This is a genomic window from Vibrio galatheae (assembly GCF_000967545.1).
Classification (GTDB): Bacteria; Pseudomonadota; Gammaproteobacteria; order Enterobacterales; family Vibrionaceae; genus Vibrio; species Vibrio galatheae.
In genome coordinates this window covers 66893-84323 of record NZ_JXXV01000011.1, presented here as the reverse complement: position 1 = coordinate 84323, position 17431 = coordinate 66893, and the positions used below count along the sequence as shown (strand labels likewise).

At 43.3% G+C, this 17431-nt stretch carries 16 protein-coding genes; 11 read left to right on the top strand and 5 right to left on the bottom strand.

Going from position 1 to position 17431, the window contains the following annotated elements; translation table 11 throughout:
* Positions 1-13: 13 nt before the first annotated feature.
* The gene (locus TW81_RS04935; protein ID WP_239424286.1) at positions 14-1663 is read right to left on the bottom strand and encodes an SLC13 family permease; all 1650 of its coding nucleotides are present in this window, start codon (positions 1661-1663) and stop codon (positions 14-16) included.
* A gap of 78 nt (positions 1664-1741) precedes the next feature.
* Entirely contained in the window at positions 1742-2653 is a 912-nt protein-coding gene (cysD, locus tag TW81_RS04930) for a sulfate adenylyltransferase subunit CysD (protein WP_045954729.1), read from the bottom strand.
* 833 nt (positions 2654-3486) lie between these two features.
* Here cysD and rfaD point away from each other — a divergent pair.
* The 3 genes from rfaD (at position 3487) to TW81_RS04915 (ending at position 6855) form a co-directional block, all read left to right on the top strand.
* On the top strand, positions 3487-4428 hold the full coding sequence (gene rfaD, locus TW81_RS04925; protein WP_045954614.1) for an ADP-glyceromanno-heptose 6-epimerase: 942 nt from the start codon (positions 3487-3489) through the stop codon (positions 4426-4428).
* A 96-nt stretch (positions 4429-4524) separates the two neighbouring features.
* A complete protein-coding gene (locus tag TW81_RS04920; protein ID WP_045954613.1) occupies positions 4525-6291 on the top strand; it encodes a bifunctional glycosyltransferase family 4 protein/polysaccharide deacetylase in 1767 nt (588 codons plus the stop codon).
* Between the two features lie 9 nt (positions 6292-6300).
* Positions 6301-6855 (top strand): acyltransferase, encoded by a 555-nt coding sequence (locus TW81_RS04915; protein WP_045954612.1) that lies wholly within the window; start codon positions 6301-6303, stop codon positions 6853-6855.
* Between the two features lie 17 nt (positions 6856-6872).
* Here the strand turns inward: TW81_RS04915 and TW81_RS04910 are convergent, their stop codons facing one another.
* Entirely contained in the window at positions 6873-8036 is a 1164-nt protein-coding gene (locus tag TW81_RS04910) for an O-antigen ligase family protein (RefSeq protein ID WP_045954611.1), read from the bottom strand.
* Positions 8036-8761, bottom strand: coding sequence for a glycosyltransferase family 25 protein (locus TW81_RS04905; protein ID WP_045954610.1), 726 nt, complete (start codon positions 8759-8761; stop codon positions 8036-8038). Before TW81_RS04905 ends, TW81_RS04910 begins: the two co-directional genes overlap by 1 nt.
* 191 nt (positions 8762-8952) lie before the next feature.
* On the opposite strand from TW81_RS04905, the gene waaF reads away from it, so the two are divergent.
* Genes waaF through TW81_RS04865 form a run of 8 tightly spaced genes read left to right on the top strand, consistent with a single transcriptional unit; the run spans position 8953 to position 16706 of the window.
* Positions 8953-10008: a lipopolysaccharide heptosyltransferase II gene (waaF, locus tag TW81_RS04900; protein ID WP_045954609.1), complete on the top strand. Its 1056-nt coding sequence runs from the start codon at positions 8953-8955 to the stop codon at positions 10006-10008.
* Positions 9989-11014 (top strand): glycosyltransferase family 9 protein, encoded by a 1026-nt coding sequence (locus tag TW81_RS04895; RefSeq protein WP_045954608.1) that lies wholly within the window; start codon positions 9989-9991, stop codon positions 11012-11014. Before waaF ends, TW81_RS04895 begins: the two co-directional genes overlap by 20 nt.
* Before the next feature lie 18 nt (positions 11015-11032).
* The gene (locus TW81_RS04890) at positions 11033-11809 is read left to right on the top strand and encodes a glycosyltransferase family 32 protein (RefSeq protein WP_045954607.1); all 777 of its coding nucleotides are present in this window, start codon (positions 11033-11035) and stop codon (positions 11807-11809) included.
* Between the two features lie 2 nt (positions 11810-11811).
* Positions 11812-13080, top strand: coding sequence for a lipid IV(A) 3-deoxy-D-manno-octulosonic acid transferase (waaA, locus tag TW81_RS04885; protein WP_045954606.1), 1269 nt, complete (start codon positions 11812-11814; stop codon positions 13078-13080).
* 12 nt (positions 13081-13092) lie between these two features.
* On the top strand, positions 13093-13473 hold the full coding sequence (locus tag TW81_RS04880; protein ID WP_045954605.1) for an HAD-IIIC family phosphatase: 381 nt from the start codon (positions 13093-13095) through the stop codon (positions 13471-13473).
* Positions 13464-15047, top strand: coding sequence for an aminoglycoside phosphotransferase family protein (locus tag TW81_RS04875; RefSeq protein ID WP_045954604.1), 1584 nt, complete (start codon positions 13464-13466; stop codon positions 15045-15047). The genes TW81_RS04880 and TW81_RS04875 overlap by 10 nt, the downstream gene beginning before the upstream one ends.
* Positions 15044-15778 carry a glycosyltransferase family 2 protein gene (locus tag TW81_RS04870; RefSeq protein WP_045954603.1) on the top strand — a complete coding sequence of 245 codons (735 nt, stop codon included), beginning with the start codon at positions 15044-15046 and terminating at the stop codon, positions 15776-15778. The genes TW81_RS04875 and TW81_RS04870 overlap by 4 nt, the downstream gene beginning before the upstream one ends.
* Positions 15779-15782: 4 nt before the next feature.
* Positions 15783-16706 (top strand): WavE lipopolysaccharide synthesis family protein, encoded by a 924-nt coding sequence (locus TW81_RS04865; RefSeq protein WP_045954602.1) that lies wholly within the window; start codon positions 15783-15785, stop codon positions 16704-16706.
* Here the strand turns inward: TW81_RS04865 and TW81_RS04860 are convergent.
* The gene (locus TW81_RS04860) at positions 16703-17410 is read right to left on the bottom strand and encodes a 3-deoxy-D-manno-octulosonic acid kinase (RefSeq protein ID WP_045954601.1); all 708 of its coding nucleotides are present in this window, start codon (positions 17408-17410) and stop codon (positions 16703-16705) included. The two genes, TW81_RS04865 and TW81_RS04860, sit on opposite strands and share 4 nt — an antisense overlap.
* Positions 17411-17431 lie beyond the last annotated feature (21 nt).

The window sequence follows — 17431 nt, the reverse complement described above, 5'->3', positions numbered from 1 at the left end:
ACTTTCAAAACGATTAAAAAGGAAAAAATAGTGGTATCGCGACTAATGCGACTACGTTATAGGTCAGTGATACTCTCCACCCCACTTTAATAAAGTCTTTAAAGTGGTAACCGCCTGCATTCATTACCATCAAATTGGTTTGGTACCCATATGGGCTCAAGAAGCACGCGCTTGCTGCATATGCGACGGCCATAATAAAAGGTAGTGTAGAAACCTGATAAGCATCGGCCAGTGCTAGTCCTATCGGTAACATAATCGCCGCTGCAGCAGTATTGGTGATAATTTCTGTCAGCAATACCGTCACCAGAAATAAGCATACTAACGCCACATAGGGCTGTTGTTCGCCTAATAAGCCATAAAGCCCTTGTATAATCCACTCGGCCAAACCAGACGAAGTAAAAGTATAAGCAATAGAAAGTGCGCAGACCAAAACTGTCCACAGTTCAAACGGAAAACGGCGGCGAATGGTTGTACCGTCAAGTACTCCAACTCCGAGCATCAACAAAATGTAAGCACATATCGATTCTAGTAGGGATACCGACGTCATCGCCGAGGTTGCAACCGCACCGAGAAAACCGAATATAGCCAGTAAGTTTTGGCTGGTGGACAGTGTATGATTGAGCTCAATACCACTGATAATAAAAAAGTTTCGAGTTAAGTTTTGCCGCTTATTGAAGTCATCACCAATCGCCAACATTAACTTATCTCCAGAGCGAATTACTTGCTCACCAAGCTTGCCAGACAGGCGATGCCCCTCACGACTAATAGCGACCACTGCGGCATCAAAGCGTGAGCGGAAGTCGGTGACTTTAAGCGTTTTTCCAATCAAAACCGATTCTGGGCTTACAATAACCTCGGTAAGGTTGGAGGAGAGAAGTTGACTCTCATCAGCGAAAATCTCGACCCCATCAAGCAAATGAATTTGCTTAACGTTTTCGACATCCCCAGTGAAAACCAACTTATCATTAGCTTGAATACGAGTATCAGGCGTAACAGGAGAGATGAGCTGATCACCTCTAACAATCTCTGCCAAAAACAGGCCATCTAGTGACCGCAGTTTATTTTCTCTCACCGTATTGCCCACCAGCTGGCTATCTGGCTTCACTTCCGCATCGATGAAGTAGTGAGTATCTTGAATGTTAAGCTCATCTTTACGTGTCAATTTTCGAGAGCTAACAAAAATCACGCCACCAACCACGACAACCAAAGATAAACCAACAGGCAAGAAACTAAAGAAATCTAACTCGGTTTGACCGTACTCGCCCAGTAAAGCATTGACGACCAAATTGGTCGCGGTCCCTATTAGGGTTAAGGTACCGCCCAAAATAGCAAAATAAGACAGAGGGATAAGCAAAGAGGATGGTGGGTGATCTTGATTACGCTGTACACCACCCATCAATGTCGCAACAACCGCGGTATTGTTAAGAAAGGCCGAACTTACAGCACTGGATATACCGAGCCTGAAAAGTGTTTTTCCATAACTGTCATCAAATATTTTACTCGATAGCCATGGCAACAAGTAACTTCTCTCTAACGCGAGAGAAGCTATCATTAAACACACCAAGGTCAGCACAGAGCTATTAGTGATATTGCCGATTAAGCGGCTTTGCTCAATTTGACCGCATACATATAAAACGACCGTCGCGCCAATAAACAGGTACACAGCTCGATACTTTGAGAATATCAAGCTAGTGAGTAAGACAACAATGACAATTGCAGTAATAAGCATAGCGTGAATAGGTTAGAAATAACCTTCGCGCTTTTTCTTCTCCATTGACCCTGAGCTATCATGATCGATAGCGCGCCCTTGGCGCTCAGAGGTGGTCGTGAGTAGCATCTCTTGGATAATTTCTGGCAGTGTCGTCGCTTCTGATTCCACAGCACCTGTTAACGGGTAACAGCCTAAAGTACGGAAGCGAACCATCTTTTCTTCAATGACCTCTCCCTCATTTAGCTCCATTCGCTCATCGTCAACCATGATCAACATACCGTCACGTTCGACAACCGGGCGCTTTTTAGCAAGGTATAGGCTTGGAATTTCGATGCTTTCTAGATAGATGTATTGCCAAATATCGAGCTCTGTCCAGTTAGACAAAGGAAATACACGAATGCTCTCACCTTTATTGACTTTGCCATTGTAGATATTCCACAGCTCTGGACGTTGGTTTTTAGGATCCCATCGATGGTGTTCATCGCGAAAAGAATATACCCGTTCCTTAGCGCGTGATTTTTCTTCATCGCGCCTCGCACCGCCAAACGCCGCATCAAAACCATGCTTATCTAGCGCTTGCTTTAGCCCTTGCGTTTTCATGATATCAGTATGCTTAGAGCCGCCATGCACAAACGGGCTAATGTTCATTTTTAGCCCTTCAGGGTTCTGATGAACAATCAGCTTCATGCCGAGTTTCTCTGCCATGTAATCACGGAACTGGATCATCTCTTTGAACTTCCAGGTCGTATCTACATGCATTAAAGGAAAAGGCGGGATACCTGGAGCGAACGCTTTTTTTGCTAGGTGTAACATCACAGATGAGTCTTTACCTACAGAATAAAGCATCACTGGGTTATCAAACTCAGCGGCAACTTCACGCATGATATGGATTGATTCAGCTTCAAGCTGTTTTAAGTGCGTCATTCTTTCTGTAGTAATCATTGTCGTCATGTTGCTTTGTCCATGCCATTTAAGTACTAAATTTAATATTCTTTCCAGTAAATGTTACTTACTGGTATGTATTTTTATTCATTATGGATGCCTCAATGGCCATCCTCTAAAAATCTTGGTGTGGGCTAGTTTACCAACACCCCCTTACCTATCAACGCAGTTAACTAGCTTACGGCAAGCCACAGTTGCGCCAAACACAGCAAAGGCATCGAGAACTGCTTAAGTTCATATCAGGAAAATAAAGAATGTATTACGGTTGGATCACACAGATACGCTTAAAAACGCCGGGACCAATAGCTCATACAACTTATCTAAGCGATTGTTTTCTCTCTCCCTAGCTCGAAGGCAAGATGGCTTCACTGCCTAAATTGGTACTTATTGTACAACAGCTCATCATTCAAACCAATGCATTCATTTACGTCATGCACTGAGCCCACTTTACGGCTGCACAATATATGCAGTAACACCTCTGCTGCCGTTTAGGATCGTCATATCTATCAACTTATCAACTAGGCTCTGGGGTGCAAGCTCCTGGAAAGAGCAACTCTAGACAAAGAAGCGTCTGGAACTTTTACCTCGTCATTCTGAACAGCGAAGAACAAGCGTGATTCAGAATCTATCCAACCCACATAAAACCCAGACTCCAAATAACTCATCCCTCGTTTCTCGAATGGCGAATATTGACTAGATTCCAGCTAGTTCGAGCCCCACTTTTGGAATGACGACCTCCGTCTCAACTCCCCTTGTAGAAAATAGCACCTAGGAACTCGCCACTATTAACTGATATACTCACGGCAATAAACGAACATTAGTAAGGCGTAGGTATGATCATCGTAACTGGCGGCGCTGGCATGATTGGCAGCAATATCGTTAAAGCATTAAATGAAAAAGGCATTAATGACATTTTGGTTGTCGACAACCTCAAGAATGGCAAAAAGTTCCAAAACTTGGTTGATCTAGACATCGCAGATTACATGGACCGTGATGACTTCCTGACTCAAATCATGGCTGGCGATGACTTTGGCCCAATTGATGCGGTGTTCCACGAAGGTGCTTGCTCGGCAACGACTGAGTGGGATGGCAAATACATGATGCTCAACAACTACGAGTATTCAAAAGAGCTACTTCACTACTGTTTAGAGCGTGAGATTCCTTTCTTATATGCCTCTTCTGCCGCCACTTACGGCGAGACAGATACCTTTATTGAAGAGAAAGAGTACGAAGGCGCACTCAACGTCTATGGCTACTCGAAGCAACAGTTTGATAACTATGTACGTCGTGTTTGGCAAGATGCTGAACAGCACGGTGAAAAACTGTCGCAAATTACTGGCTTCCGCTACTTCAATGTGTATGGCCCACGTGAACAGCATAAAGGCTCAATGGCGTCTGTTGCCTTTCACCTCAACAATCAAATGAATGCGGGCGAAAACCCGAAACTGTTTGCTGGCAGCGAAACGTTCAAACGAGACTTTGTCTACGTTGGTGATGTAGCCGCGGTTAACCTTTGGTTTATGGAAAGCGGTCAATCTGGCATTTTCAACCTTGGTACAGGTAACGCAGAGTCGTTTGATGAAGTGGCCAAAGCGGTAATTCAGTTCCACGGCAAAGGTCAGGTGGAAACCATTCCGTTCCCAGAGCATTTAAAAGGTGCTTACCAAGAATTTACTCAAGCCGATCTCACCAAGCTGCGCGCTGCGGGCTGCGGCCATAAGTTCAAAACAGTTGCAGAAGGTGTGGCTGAGTATATGGCTACTATCAATAAATAAACCTCTCAGCGCAAAATATGCGGAGTTCAACTTTGAACTCCGCACTTTGCCAGATTAGAATACAACCTCCCATATCCAAGTTTCATGAGTTAGTTGATGAATATTTTAATGGCACTTTCACAGTTGGAAGTCACCGGTGCTGAAGTGTATGCAACAACTGTTGGAAATCAGCTGACTCAACGCGGCCACACAGTACATTACGTTTCTGACACTCTAACTAAGCCCTTTATTGGTCAGTTTTTTAAACTGCGCTTCAATAAACGCAGTATTCCGCGTCGTTTCTGGCATGTTGCTTACTTAACCTATCTCATCAAAAAGCATAACATTCAGCTAGTGCACGCTCACTCAAGGGCATCAAGCTGGAGCTGTCACCTAGCTTGCAAAATAACTGGTACGCCAATGGTCACGACGGTACATGGTCGTCAGCCAGTGCACCGTTCGCGCAAAGCTTTTCATGCGATGGGAGACAAAGCGCTGCCTGTATGTGAAGCGATTGAGCAACAGCTGATTGAAGAGCTGGAAGTACCTTCATCTCAGTTAACTGTCAGTCGAAATGGTATCGAGACCCAATCTTTTTCACCTGCTGAGCCGCCAAATAACGCGAAACCTATCATCACCATTGTCGGCCGCTTAACCGGACCAAAAGGCGATTTATGCTATCGTTTGTTAGATGAGTGTCTAGATCTCGATAAATATGATGTCCGTGTTTTGACGGGTTCAGCCATGGAAGCAAGATTTGAGAAGTTCACAGACAAAGCTTCATTCCCAGGTTATACCAATGATGTTGCTCATGTATTGCATCAGTCAGATTTGGTCATTGGTGCAGGTCGAGTGGCGATGGAATCTTTACTGTGCGGCCGCCCAACACTTGCCATTGGTGAAGCAATTTCAATCGGCATTGTCGATAAAAATAACCTAACCCACGCAATGGCGACAAACTTCGGTGATATTGGCCCAAATATCCTCGATATCGACTTTAGCGATATCGCGAAAGAAGTCGAAAAAGGGCTCAATCACTCGTCATGCTCTCCAGCCGTAACAGATACCATTCGACAGAACTATGACCTCAGCAATATTGTTTCTCAGGTCGAAACGATTTATCAAGATGTGGTGATTACTAAACTGCGAAAAGAAATGCCCATCTTGATGTATCACCGTTTTATCGACAACGAATCGCAAAAAGGCACTCGCGGCCCGTATATCGATATTAATCTGTTTGAAAAACACTTACAGCTGCTTAAGCGGATGGGATTTGAAAGCCTCACTTTTGAAGACTTCGCCGCTAAAGGAACGATTGAAAGATTAAGATCTGGCAAACGCTATTTTATGCTCACGGTGGATGATGGCTTCGTCGATAACTATGAACTAATGCTCCCGCTACTGAAAAAGTATGGTTTTAAAGCGGTAGTCTATGTTGTTACAGGCGAAACCTATAACCGGTGGGATGTCGAAGCAAGTGAGAACCCAGACAAGCCTTTCCCACTAATGTCAGCAGAGCAAATTAATGCCATGGCAGAGTCTGGCTATATTGAGATTGGTGGCCATACTCTGACCCATCCGTTTTTGAGTAAGCTTTCATATCAAGAGCAAAAGAGTGAAATTCAACAAAATAAGCAAGCGTTAGAATCAATTATTGGTAAGAAGCTAACTTCATTTGCTTACCCGTATGGTGACCTAAACGAACACTCAAAAGAAATTGCCAGAGAACTCGAGTTTGATTTCGCGGTTGCGACCAATAGCGGCCCCCGCGCTTTTCACCAAGACCTATACCAAATCCGCCGTATTGCGATTTTTCCTAAAACCTCAGTGTTAGGATTGTGGAGAAAAGTTACCGGTAATTATGTATTTAGAAAAAATAAATAGAAGGTTTTTATGGCACATTTCTCTCTGCGTCTTCGCAATAAAATACGTATTGGGTCAGGTAATACTGTCGAAATTGGTGAGAAAACCCGTATCCGCTACTGTGACATCCATGTGACTGGTAGTGGAAATAAGTTAGTGTTCAAAGATGGTGCCAATTTGAAAGGCGTCTGCATTGAGTTAGATGGGAATGATTGCACGCTAATTATTGGCAAAGACTGCGTTATTGGTGAAAATTGCTTTATTTCTTGTCGGGAGCGAGGAACTCAACTTACGATAGGTGACAACTGTATGTTTTCACGCAATGTAAAAGTGATGACCAGCGATGGACATAACATTCTCAAGCAAGACCAGCGGATTAACCCAGCCAAAAGTATTCATATCGGCGATAACGTCTGGCTGGCAGACAACGTAACTGTGTTAAAAGGTGCGTCTATTGGCAATGGCTCTGTGGTAGGAATAAATTCGACTTTAACTAAAAGCATTAACCAAAACGTCGTTGCTGTAGGTAACCCAGCAAGAGTGATACAAGAAGGCTCCACCTGGGAAAATGAGCTTACTTATTAGGTTGACTCATTAGGTAGTTATTTATCTAGCAATAGGGCGCCTCCAAGCAATAGACTAATCAAATACACAATATGGCCATGCATAAAAGGAACATCCGTCAACGAGGCAATTGAAAATAGAACTAATATCGAGCAACAAAGTGAGTGATATATAAAATCTAACCCGTGACGATTAAAACGCACCATTGATGAAGCCAACCATACAATCACAATTAATAACCCAAGTAGCCCACTTTCTACTAGAATCTGTAAGTATTGATTGTGCAAATGTGCAAAACCTCTCGCCCATTTATCCGTAATATTATCCAAACGGTTTCTTAACTCATCGGATCCGATACCAATAATAGGTCCAGCTTTCATCATTTCTACGCTATTTTTCCATAAAGTTAAGCGAATACCGATTGATGTTCTATAGTCACCTTGACTAATCCTATGAAACTCTTGGGTTGTTCTCTCCCAGCGTTCTTGAACAGTATTGGTCGATGCAATACCAACAAATACTACTACCGCTAACGTCAGGCTTATAACGTTCTTCTTCGTTACACCATTAAAAGATACCTTGGTAATAAATAATGGTAATAAAGCAAATGGTAAGGCTAGCCAAACCCCTCTCACGTCAGTGAGTAGCAATGCATAAGTACAACCTAAAGACGCAATTACAGCGACAATCTTGACATACACGGGTAACAGGACCGTTCTCAGAACATACACACAACATAGCAACATGGACACACAATACAAAGCATACGGTATAGGATTAACACTCTTCCCAACTCTCCCATGCCCTAAAGTAAAATGCTCATAAATCGACCAACCACTATTTACAAGAGCAGAACCTAATATTAAATAAACAAATATTTTTTTATCGATTTTATTCCAAGGAACCATTGCCAAATACAATGTAGTTACTAGCAAAGACCTAGCAAATGAAAAGTCATCACCTCTCGCTATGTGTAATAGAGTGAAATAACCGATAACAGCACAAGAAGATTTAATGAAAAACTTAAATCTATGATTTTCAAAGTTATAACCAATTGCTTTTCTATAAAAAATCAAACAATACAAACAAACCAAGACAGTTAGTCTGGAAACGATAAATTTTGTACTTGGAACATTAAATATAACAGCAAAAACCATAAATGCTGGTGACAGCAAAAATAGCGTTTCAATATTCTTTTTCATTATTTATATCTATTATTATATATCTTCATCATCACCTTGCGGTAAATGACGTATAGTTCTCTTGTCAACTTTCTATAAATTGGTGGCTTTCTCTCTTCTCCAAGCTGAATCGTTGTATCAAAGTCTTGAATACTTTCGACCATACTAGGAGAGAAAAGGTAACTCGGCGTGTCATGTAGGTATAAAGAGCCTACATAGTTATCAACCGGAAGAGTCCACCGAGCACATCCATTGACTAACTTTTTGGCTGCAGATGGAGAAATAGCATAACAGAGTAAACCACCAAAATTGTTATCTAAAAAGCTAACCGAAAATTCGTCATTTTTTTCTTTTACGTATGCTTGGCTTCGTTCGCCTTTTTCCTGAAGACGGACAAATCCGTACTCTTGTGTCACTTTACTTATAGATTCAAAGAATTGGCTCAAATGAGGCCTTACGACAACGTCGTCCTCCAGAACAAGGAGCGGCTTATTTATATCAATGCATTTTTGCCACAGAAGGTAGTGGCTCGCATAACAACCCATTTCACCTTTTGAAGGCATGCGCCCATTAGTTAACCACAGGCGTTTGAAGTAATCATACTTAGCAAATAGTGGGTGAGGAGGTTCTGCCCGACCATCTACTGCATCAAAAAATTCGAACTCTAACCCTAAGGCATCAAGCTGTTTTTTTATGTTCTCTCTTCTTTCAGGCGAGCGTTTCAAGCTGATGACGCAGATTTTCATTGATTGATGTCTCACTTACATGAACTGATTACAGTAAACTGGGCGCTAATTAGACCATAATCGTGCTTCTGTTTGAATTATTTTCCAAGCAAGAACACGCATTATTGGTAAAAGTAGATAAAACCGTGACGTTATCATCACGTCAACAATATGCTATCCTCAACGTCGATTCATATGCAGATTACAGTTAGATGAAAATTCTTATCATTGGCCCATCGTGGGTGGGAGACATGGTCATGTCTCAAAGCCTTTATATATCGCTTAAAAACCAGTACCCACAAGCAGAGATTGATGTCCTTGCTCCCGCTTGGTGCAAGCCGATTCTTGAGCGTATGCCGCAAGTATCTCGCGCAATCGAAATGCCGATTGGACATGGTAAGTTTGACTTTTTTGCTCGAAGAAAAATTGGCAAAAATCTGCATAAGAATCATTACACCCACGCATTTGTATTGCCAAATTCAGCCAAATCAGCATTGATCCCAGTATTTGCGGGCATACCAAACAGAACAGGCTGGAAAGGTGAATTCCGCTATGGCTTGCTGACCGATGTAAGACCAGACAAACGCGTCTTCCAATATATGGTCGAACGCTATGTTGCCTTATCGTCTAGCAAAGTAACTATGCGACAAAAAGTGGAATTGAAGAACTGCCCAACGCCTAAGTTAACTGTCGATGCAGATAGTCAGCTAAAAGCCAAAATAAGATTGCAACTTACGTCCGACAAACCCATTATTGGTTTGTGCCCTGGCGCTGAATTCGGTCCTGCCAAGCGATGGCCTGATCACTATTATGCTCAAGTAGCCAAACACGCGATTGACTGTGGTTATCAGATTTGGTTGTTTGGTTCAGCAAAAGACCATCCTGTTTGTGAACTGATTCGCTCGGCACTTAAAGAGGATGAGCAACAATTCGTACATAATCTTGCTGGTCAAACATCATTGATTGAAGCCGTAGACTTACTCGCAGCATGCCATACTGTCGTCACTAACGATTCTGGTCTGATGCATGTCTCAGCCGCGGTTGGCTGTAATATTGTCGCCATCTATGGTTCAAGTTCGCCAGAATACACTCCACCGCTTACCGATAACCTTACTATGGTGCATACCGATATAGAGTGTCGCCCTTGTTTTAAGCGAGAGTGCCCATATGGACACCTTGACTGCCTAAATAAACTAATGCCTAAGCAAGTTATCGATGCCCTAAATATATTCATTGGAAAGGAAAATAATGAAACACCTTTGGTTTGAGAAAGGCGCTTATGCCGCAAAAAGTGCTCGTCGATATATTGAGGACGAGTTCGAACCCAAGAATATAAAAAAAATAGCCGTAATTCGTCATGCTGCACTAGGCGATCAAGTTATCGTGCGCCCTTTCTTAGTCGAAGCGAGAAAGTTATTCCCTAATGCTGAAATTACGCTGGTTACCGTTTCAAACTACCTATACGGAACCCCATCTGAGTTAGCAGATAGAACTATCGTGATGAAAAGTCGCGAAGACTCAAAAGGCCTAACCTTAAAAGAGAAGTTTCAAGATTACAATCAGCTTGAAGCGCAAGATATTGTTTTTGATGTTGCTGGAACTAACCGCTCCTATTGGATGACTTTATTAACAAAAGCAAAACTAAAAGTCGGATTTCCATACAAATCATTCTTATGCGGTACTTTATATAACCTCGCTGTATTCAGATCCGATTTCCAGCCAGAAGTGGAATGCATGCTCGATATGCTAAAAATCCTTGGCCATAACCCAAGCTACCCACTCAACTTCGCTTATCCGGATCACCGTGAACTAAAAGACTCCGAACAACCCTATGTGGTTTACTTTAGTGGAGCCTCACAGTTAAGAAAGATACTTTCTAAACCAGAGATGCGCGAGGTTATCGAACAGGCTATCGATCATCAACCAACTATCAAACACATTTTCCTTGAAGGGAAAAATGACTTTGAGAAAGGTGAATTTTTGCAAGATCTGGTTGATGCTGGCAAACTCACAATTCAACCATGCCTGCCGCTAGAGGAACTGGTCGAGTTTATCGCAAAAGCCTCTTTGGTTGTTGCGCCTGATACAGGAATACGCAATGTCGCGATATCAACACATACCCCCACCGTTGGTATCTTCTACGCTACAGTTCCATTCCGCTATACACCGCTGTACGAGAAGCATTGGGTAGTAATGAATGCCAATGGCACTAAACCGACCAGCGATCAGGTTGTTGAATCGATCGACCACGCATTAAAATCAAACGATAATTAAAGATAGGAAATTAAAATAATGAGCCAACTTAAGATATTAGTCGCCAATAGATTAATTCGCCTTACGGGAAATATTTTTAAGGTGCTTTCCTATCCGTTTCACTGGGTATTTCCCAAGCTTCGCTTTACAATTCCGGCCCACTCGCCAGCGAAAGTCAGACTAATTGGTGACAAGGCCATTCCGCGAACTATTTGGCAAACCAACTTTACCGATCAGGCAAGTCTTCCAGTTTACCTAAACTATCTTTTCAATCGCCTAATGTCATTAAACTGTGACTACCGCTACGTGAGTACTGAGGCTAGAGGAGAATTTCTAAAAGAGAATGCTTCCCCTGAAGTGTATGCGGCCTACTCTCGTCTAACCAATGGCGCAGCACAGGCCGATCTTTGGCGCCTCGTCGTACTAAATACACAAGGTGGTGTCTATATGGATATAGACGCTACGCTAGTTTGGTCTTTAGATAAGCTACTAGGTAACGACAAAGAGCTGTATATCAAAGTCAGCAACAACACTGAGATTACCAACTACTTTATTGCATCAGCGCCGAACAACCAAGACTTGCAAGCGACGATTGACCAAGTGGTTTATAACATCAACCACTATAAACCTGAAATGGGTGTCTACCACTCAACGGGCCCAACTGTGCTCAACCAAGCACTGCAAGATAAGCCAGTCAATACTCAAGATAGAAAATACGTTTGTATCCAAGGCAGCTTTACCAACGAGCATTTTCAATATATTGATAAACCACGTGGTAAGTGGACACACATTAACCCAGAAGATCTCGTTAAATAACTGTGCTAGCAAGATTTTTTTACTCACTTCTTTTAACGCTGCTTGCCCCGCTTCTTCTCTATAGTCTCTATAAAAAGAAGCAGGGGAAGCCAAGTGTGGGCCAAAGGTGGAAGGAACACTTCGGTTTCACTCCGTCTATTCCAAATTGCCACCAGCCGATTTGGATTCACGCAGCTTCTGTCGGTGAGACGATCGCTGTTACTCCGTTGATTAAACAGCTCAAGTCTCGCCATCCTGAGGTCAAGATTGTACTCACGACCACCACTTCAACAGGTGCCGAGCAAGCCGAACGGCTAGGAGATTTAGTCACACACCGCTATACCCCTGTAGACTTCTCTTTTGCGATTAATAAATTTATTCGAATCATCAAGCCTGCGCAGTTGCTTATTGTAGAAACGGAGTTGTGGCCCAATACGCTTAACGCGGTAAGTAAGGCCAATATCCCAATTACCTTGCTTAATGCGCGTTTATCAGCGAAATCGTACCGTGGCTATAAAAAAGTTATGCCACTGTTTACCCCCATGGCAAAGCAACTCTCCACAGTACTGTGTCAATACGATGATGATGCGACTCGCTTTGCTAAGCTCGGGGTTGCGAGAGAAAAGCTAATTGTTGCTGGTTCGATAAAGTTCGATATCTCGATTACGGAGACTGTTGTTGAGCAAGGCAATCGTTTGAGAGAGCAGTTAGGCAACGATCGACCGATTTGGATTGCTGCAAGTACTCACGATGGTGAGGATCAACAGCTGCTATCTGTTCATCGACAACTTCTCTCCTCCATTTCAGAGGCTTTGTTGATCCTAGTACCCAGACACCCAGAAAGATTTGCTCATGTTACTAAGCTAGCTCAAGAGCTGGGTTTCTCAACAGTGAGCCGCAGTAGTGGCAATGCAATCAATCGCGATACACAAGTTTATGTGGGCGATACCATGGGTGAAATGCTTACCTTGATGCAAGCCAGCGACGTTTGCTTTATGGGCGGTAGCCTAATTGGTAAAAAAGTAGGGGGGCACAACCTGCTCGAGCCAGCCGCGCTTGGTATACCGACTCTGACGGGCCCAAGCTATTACAATTTTACTGATATCACTCACGCTCTTGTCGCTGCCAATGCATGTAAAATCACACATGATGAAGCAGATATTGTAACGCAACTAACGGTATGGCTGACAGACAAACAGCAGCGGACAGCCTGCGGCCAACAGGCCCTATCTGTAGTCAATAAAAATACCGGCGCCATAAAACGATCTCTTGCTCAAATAGCTCTAGATTAGGAATTGAATAATATGAAAAAGCTAATCGTCGACCTAGACGGAACACTTACGCAAGCCAATACTTCAGACTATAGAAATGTCCTACCGCGCACAGACGTAATTGAGCAGTTAAAAAGCTATAAAGAGCAAGGTTTTGAAATAGTTATCGCCACTGCACGTAACATGCGTACCTATGAAGGTAATGTTGGCAAAATCAATATCCACACTTTACCCATCATTACCGAATGGTTAGACAAGCATAGTGTTCCTTATGACGAAATCATCGTGGGCAAACCATGGTGTGGTCACGAAGGCTTCTATATTGACGATAGATCCGTGCGCCCATCAGAATTCGCCAAACTAAGTTATGAGCAAATTAATCAGCTGTTTGAAAAGGAAAAACAATGTTCCTAATCATGTCTGGAGCCTACGTTGGCCAAGAGCTAGAATCAGAATTTGGACATATTCCGCCAAGTTTTTTACCACTTGGAAACCGACGCTTGTTTCAACATCAAATTGCTCTCGCTCCTAGCGGAGTCGACATCTATCTCTCAGTACCTGAAACTTACTCGGTATCAGAGCTGGATAAGAAATGGCTTGAACACCACAATGTAAAGCTAATCGCTACACCGGATAGCCTAAGTTTAGGCGCATCTTTAGTTGCCGCAATTAATATCAGTGGGCACTCACTGAATACACCTTTACATATCCTCTATGGTGATACGCTTTTTTCGCAGCTGCCTATCGGTGATGACATAGCTAGTGTGTCAACCGCCAAAGACAGCTATAACTGGGCAGTGTTGACTGACGATAAGGCTCATTGGCTCAAAGATGCCGAACAGCAACTGAACACAGAAACCCATCGTATCATTGATGGTTACTTTAAGTTCAGCCAACCACGTGAGCTAGTACGCTGTATTACCCAAAGTGAGTGGAATTTCATCGAAGGGCTCAATCGCTACCATCAATCCGTCGGGCTTACTCCAGTCGATGCTAATGGTTGGCTCGACTTCGGTCATGTAAACACTTACTACCGTTCAAAAGCAGAACACACAACTCAAAGAGCCTTTAATGAGCTGACCATAACACCAAAATGGATTGAAAAAGCGAGCATTAAAAACGATAAAATTGCCGCAGAGGCCAATTGGTTTGAGAAGCTTCCATATCCACTGCGAGGTTACATCCCACAGTATTTAGGCTGCAGTAACGAGCAAGGCAAAGTTTCTTACAAACTTGAATACCTACATCTTACCGCTTTGAACGAGTTATTCGTTTTTTCCAAATTGCCGACTCAAGTTTGGCAGCAAATCCTAACAGGCTGTATTGAGTTCCTATCTGCTTGCGGCAAACAGTTCGTTGAAGCGGGTACTCACGCTAACACCTTAGATGTTCTCTTTGGCGGTAAAACCCCTACACGCTTAGCAGAGTTCTGCCAAGCGCGAAATATCAATATTGACAGCAAATGGACTTATCAAGGCCAAACTGTAAGCTTGCAAGACGTCCTAGCATTAAGTGAAAAACATCTACCACCCCAACAAGATCAGCTTGGCGTATTACACGGAGATTTCTGCTTTAGTAATATTCTGTATGATTTTCGAGCGGGTAAGGTCAAAACCATTGACCCACGAGGGATGACTCCGGATGGGCGCAAGACTATCTACGGTGATATTCGCTATGACCTAGCCAAATTGAGTCACTCTATTTTGGGACTATATGACTGGATCATTGCTGGCTACTACGATGTTTCACTCGAGCAACAAAAGATCACCTTAACAATTGAAGATAACGGTGCCCATAGGGAAACACAGCAGGTCTTTATCCAATTGGTCGAGGAAGAGTTTAGTATTACAGCCCAGCACTTGTATGCCATGCAGATTCAGCTCTTTTTATCCATGTTGCCATTACATGCCGATGATAAGCGCCGCCAAGACGCTTTGTTCGCTAATGCTTTCCGACTGCATCAAATTTTACAGAGATTAGAACAATGATAGTGATTCCTATGGCGGGTATGAGCTCGCGCTTTTTCAAAGCAGGTTACACCAAACCTAAATACATGCTAGAAGCACATGGTGAAACGCTATTTGATCACTCGGTGAAGAGCTTTCGAGCCTACTTCTCTACGTTACCTTTTCTGTTTATCGTCCGAAATGTTTATGAAACAGAAGCTTTTGTTAAACAACGAGCACAAAAACTTGGGATCATAGAATTCTACATTGTTGTTCTAGACCAAGAGACAAGAGGACAAGCGGAAACGGTTAGTTTAGGTTTGGATCTACTAGAACAACAACGTCCAGACTATCAAGGTGCAATTACCGTATTTAACATTGACACTTTTAGGCCTAATTTTATCTTTCCTGACGTCAGTCATAAAGGCGATGGGTACTTAGAAGTGTTTAAAGGCTCTGGTGATAACTGGTCTTTTGCCCTGCCAGAAAAAGCAGGCTCAACCAAAGTCATCAAAACTGCTGAAAAGAATCCAATATCCGATCTTTGTAGTACTGGCCTTTATCATTTTAATCGCAAACAAGCCTACCTAGATGCCTATCAAGCTTATGTAGCCAAACCACAACAAGAGTGGGAAAAAGGTGAGCTGTACATTGCACCTTTGTATAACTTACTGGTAGAGCAAGGCTTAGAAGTTCACTACCATCTCATAGAGCGAAGTGAAGTGACCTTCTGTGGTGTTCCACAAGAGTACACTGACTTTCTAAACAGGTAGCGAAATGATTCAGATTACTGACCAAGACATCACCTTTGTTGTGCAAGGCCCAGTTCAAGCGAGCGGTGACCGGACTCAGATCTCTGGCATCACAAGAGAATGTCTGAGTTCCATCCGCAGCTATTTTCCGGCGTCGACCATCATCTTATCAACCTGGAAAGGTCAACCTCATCAAGGTTTGGATTATGACCAAGTGATAGAACTCGATGATCCAGGTTCAAACATCATCTTTCATGATGGAAAACCGCAGACCCTAAACAACAATCGCCAAATGGTCAGCTCTCACTATGGACTCAAAGCAGTAACCACTAAATACGCGGTCAAAATTCGTTCCGATAGCAAGCTTGTTGGTCGACAGTTTGTCGATTTATACTGCCAATACGCGGATCTACCAAGGCAAGAGTCGTTCTCCTTTTTTAACCAGCGAACCTTGACCAGTAGTACCTTCTTTATTTCGAGTCATCACGGCCGCCCTGTCTATTTTCATAAAAGCGATCTGTTTGACTTCGGACTCACAGAAGACTTACTCACCATTTGGTCCTCGAACTGGATAGAAGAGTTGAGCTTCACACTAAAACAAGGTTACAAAGCGCGCTACACCACGACCGAGCAGTTTTTAACCCTCAACTGGTTGTCCAAACTGATTGGCAAGCCACTTAAGATTAATAATCTGACGGGTGAAGACGCGGGGTTAGGTACTGATTTTTGGCCGCAGTTTATTGCCAACAACATCATAGTGGATGCACCAGAGAAGTTGGGGCTAGATGTCACCGAGAGATTTTATAAACGCGGTAATTTGGCCTTAGAGTACGACCTATCAGACTGGCTTTATCTCAACAATAAATCAGGTAAACCACGTGATACTAAACGTCTATATCGAAGCTATAAAAACCTTACGGGCAGCCTTTTGCGCAAGCTAAAAAGCTAGCTCTTTGACTGGTAGCCTTCAAGAAGAGGTTGCCAGTCATTCTGTTGCCACGAGATGTCACGCTTACCCACCTCTTTAACAAAAGATCGCTGCAATCTTTCTAGGTTGCCCTGCTTCCAGCTGTCGCCGGGTTGCTGGTAACACTTATCAAAATCGATGATCCATACTTGTTGTTGGTCATCAATCAAGATGTTGTGAATATTGAGGTCAGTGTGGTTGACTTGAGCGTCATGCATTTTTCGGATCTGTTGACCAATTTTTTTATACATCTCAGCGCCGAGTGGAGCTTCAGTTAAGATCGCGACTAAATCACGCGCATTGGCGATTTTTTCGCTCAGCAAGTCAGCGCGATAAGTGAAACCTGTGCGTATGGCTCTCGCAGCGAGAGGCTTAGGCACATTCACACCAGCTTCACGCAGTGCTTTGAGCAACTGCAACTCTTGGTAACAACGAGTATTCTCCCAGCCAGAAAACCAGTAACTGTCTGCGACCAACTTGCCAAACAGGCCGCCACGACGGTAATGGCGTAGCGCGGCCGCAACGGTCTCGGTTTGCACAAACCAAGTTGTCCCGCGACCTGCCGCACTGCCAATCACTTTGCCCGCTTGCTGCCAATACTCGGCATCAAAGGCTTTTTCTACTGGCTCTTTCAGTAGTTGTTCATCATACCAAAACGCTTGGTTGTTCTCGGTGACACTCTTCATTGTACTTAGCAACGCGACCTA

Coding starts and splice junctions, on each gene's coding strand:
- TW81_RS04870 (WP_045954603.1), top strand. CDS start 15,044: ATGATAGTGATTCCTATGGCGGGTATGAGCTCGCGCTTTTTCAAAGCA.
- TW81_RS04865 (WP_045954602.1), top strand. CDS start 15,783: ATGATTCAGATTACTGACCAAGACATCACCTTTGTTGTGCAAGGCCCA.
- TW81_RS04875 (WP_045954604.1), top strand. CDS start 13,464: ATGTTCCTAATCATGTCTGGAGCCTACGTTGGCCAAGAGCTAGAATCA.
- TW81_RS04890 (WP_045954607.1), top strand. CDS start 11,033: ATGAGCCAACTTAAGATATTAGTCGCCAATAGATTAATTCGCCTTACG.
- TW81_RS04895 (WP_045954608.1), top strand. CDS start 9,989: ATGAAACACCTTTGGTTTGAGAAAGGCGCTTATGCCGCAAAAAGTGCT.
- rfaD (WP_045954614.1), top strand. CDS start 3,487: ATGATCATCGTAACTGGCGGCGCTGGCATGATTGGCAGCAATATCGTT.
- TW81_RS04920 (WP_045954613.1), top strand. CDS start 4,525: ATGAATATTTTAATGGCACTTTCACAGTTGGAAGTCACCGGTGCTGAA.
- TW81_RS04860 (WP_045954601.1), bottom strand. CDS start 17,410: ATGAAGAGTGTCACCGAGAACAACCAAGCGTTTTGGTATGATGAACAA.
- cysD (WP_045954729.1), bottom strand. CDS start 2,653: ATGATTACTACAGAAAGAATGACGCACTTAAAACAGCTTGAAGCTGAA.
- TW81_RS04910 (WP_045954611.1), bottom strand. CDS start 8,036: ATGAAAAAGAATATTGAAACGCTATTTTTGCTGTCACCAGCATTTATG.
- TW81_RS04915 (WP_045954612.1), top strand. CDS start 6,301: ATGGCACATTTCTCTCTGCGTCTTCGCAATAAAATACGTATTGGGTCA.
- TW81_RS04880 (WP_045954605.1), top strand. CDS start 13,093: ATGAAAAAGCTAATCGTCGACCTAGACGGAACACTTACGCAAGCCAAT.
- TW81_RS04905 (WP_045954610.1), bottom strand. CDS start 8,761: ATGAAAATCTGCGTCATCAGCTTGAAACGCTCGCCTGAAAGAAGAGAG.
- waaF (WP_045954609.1), top strand. CDS start 8,953: ATGAAAATTCTTATCATTGGCCCATCGTGGGTGGGAGACATGGTCATG.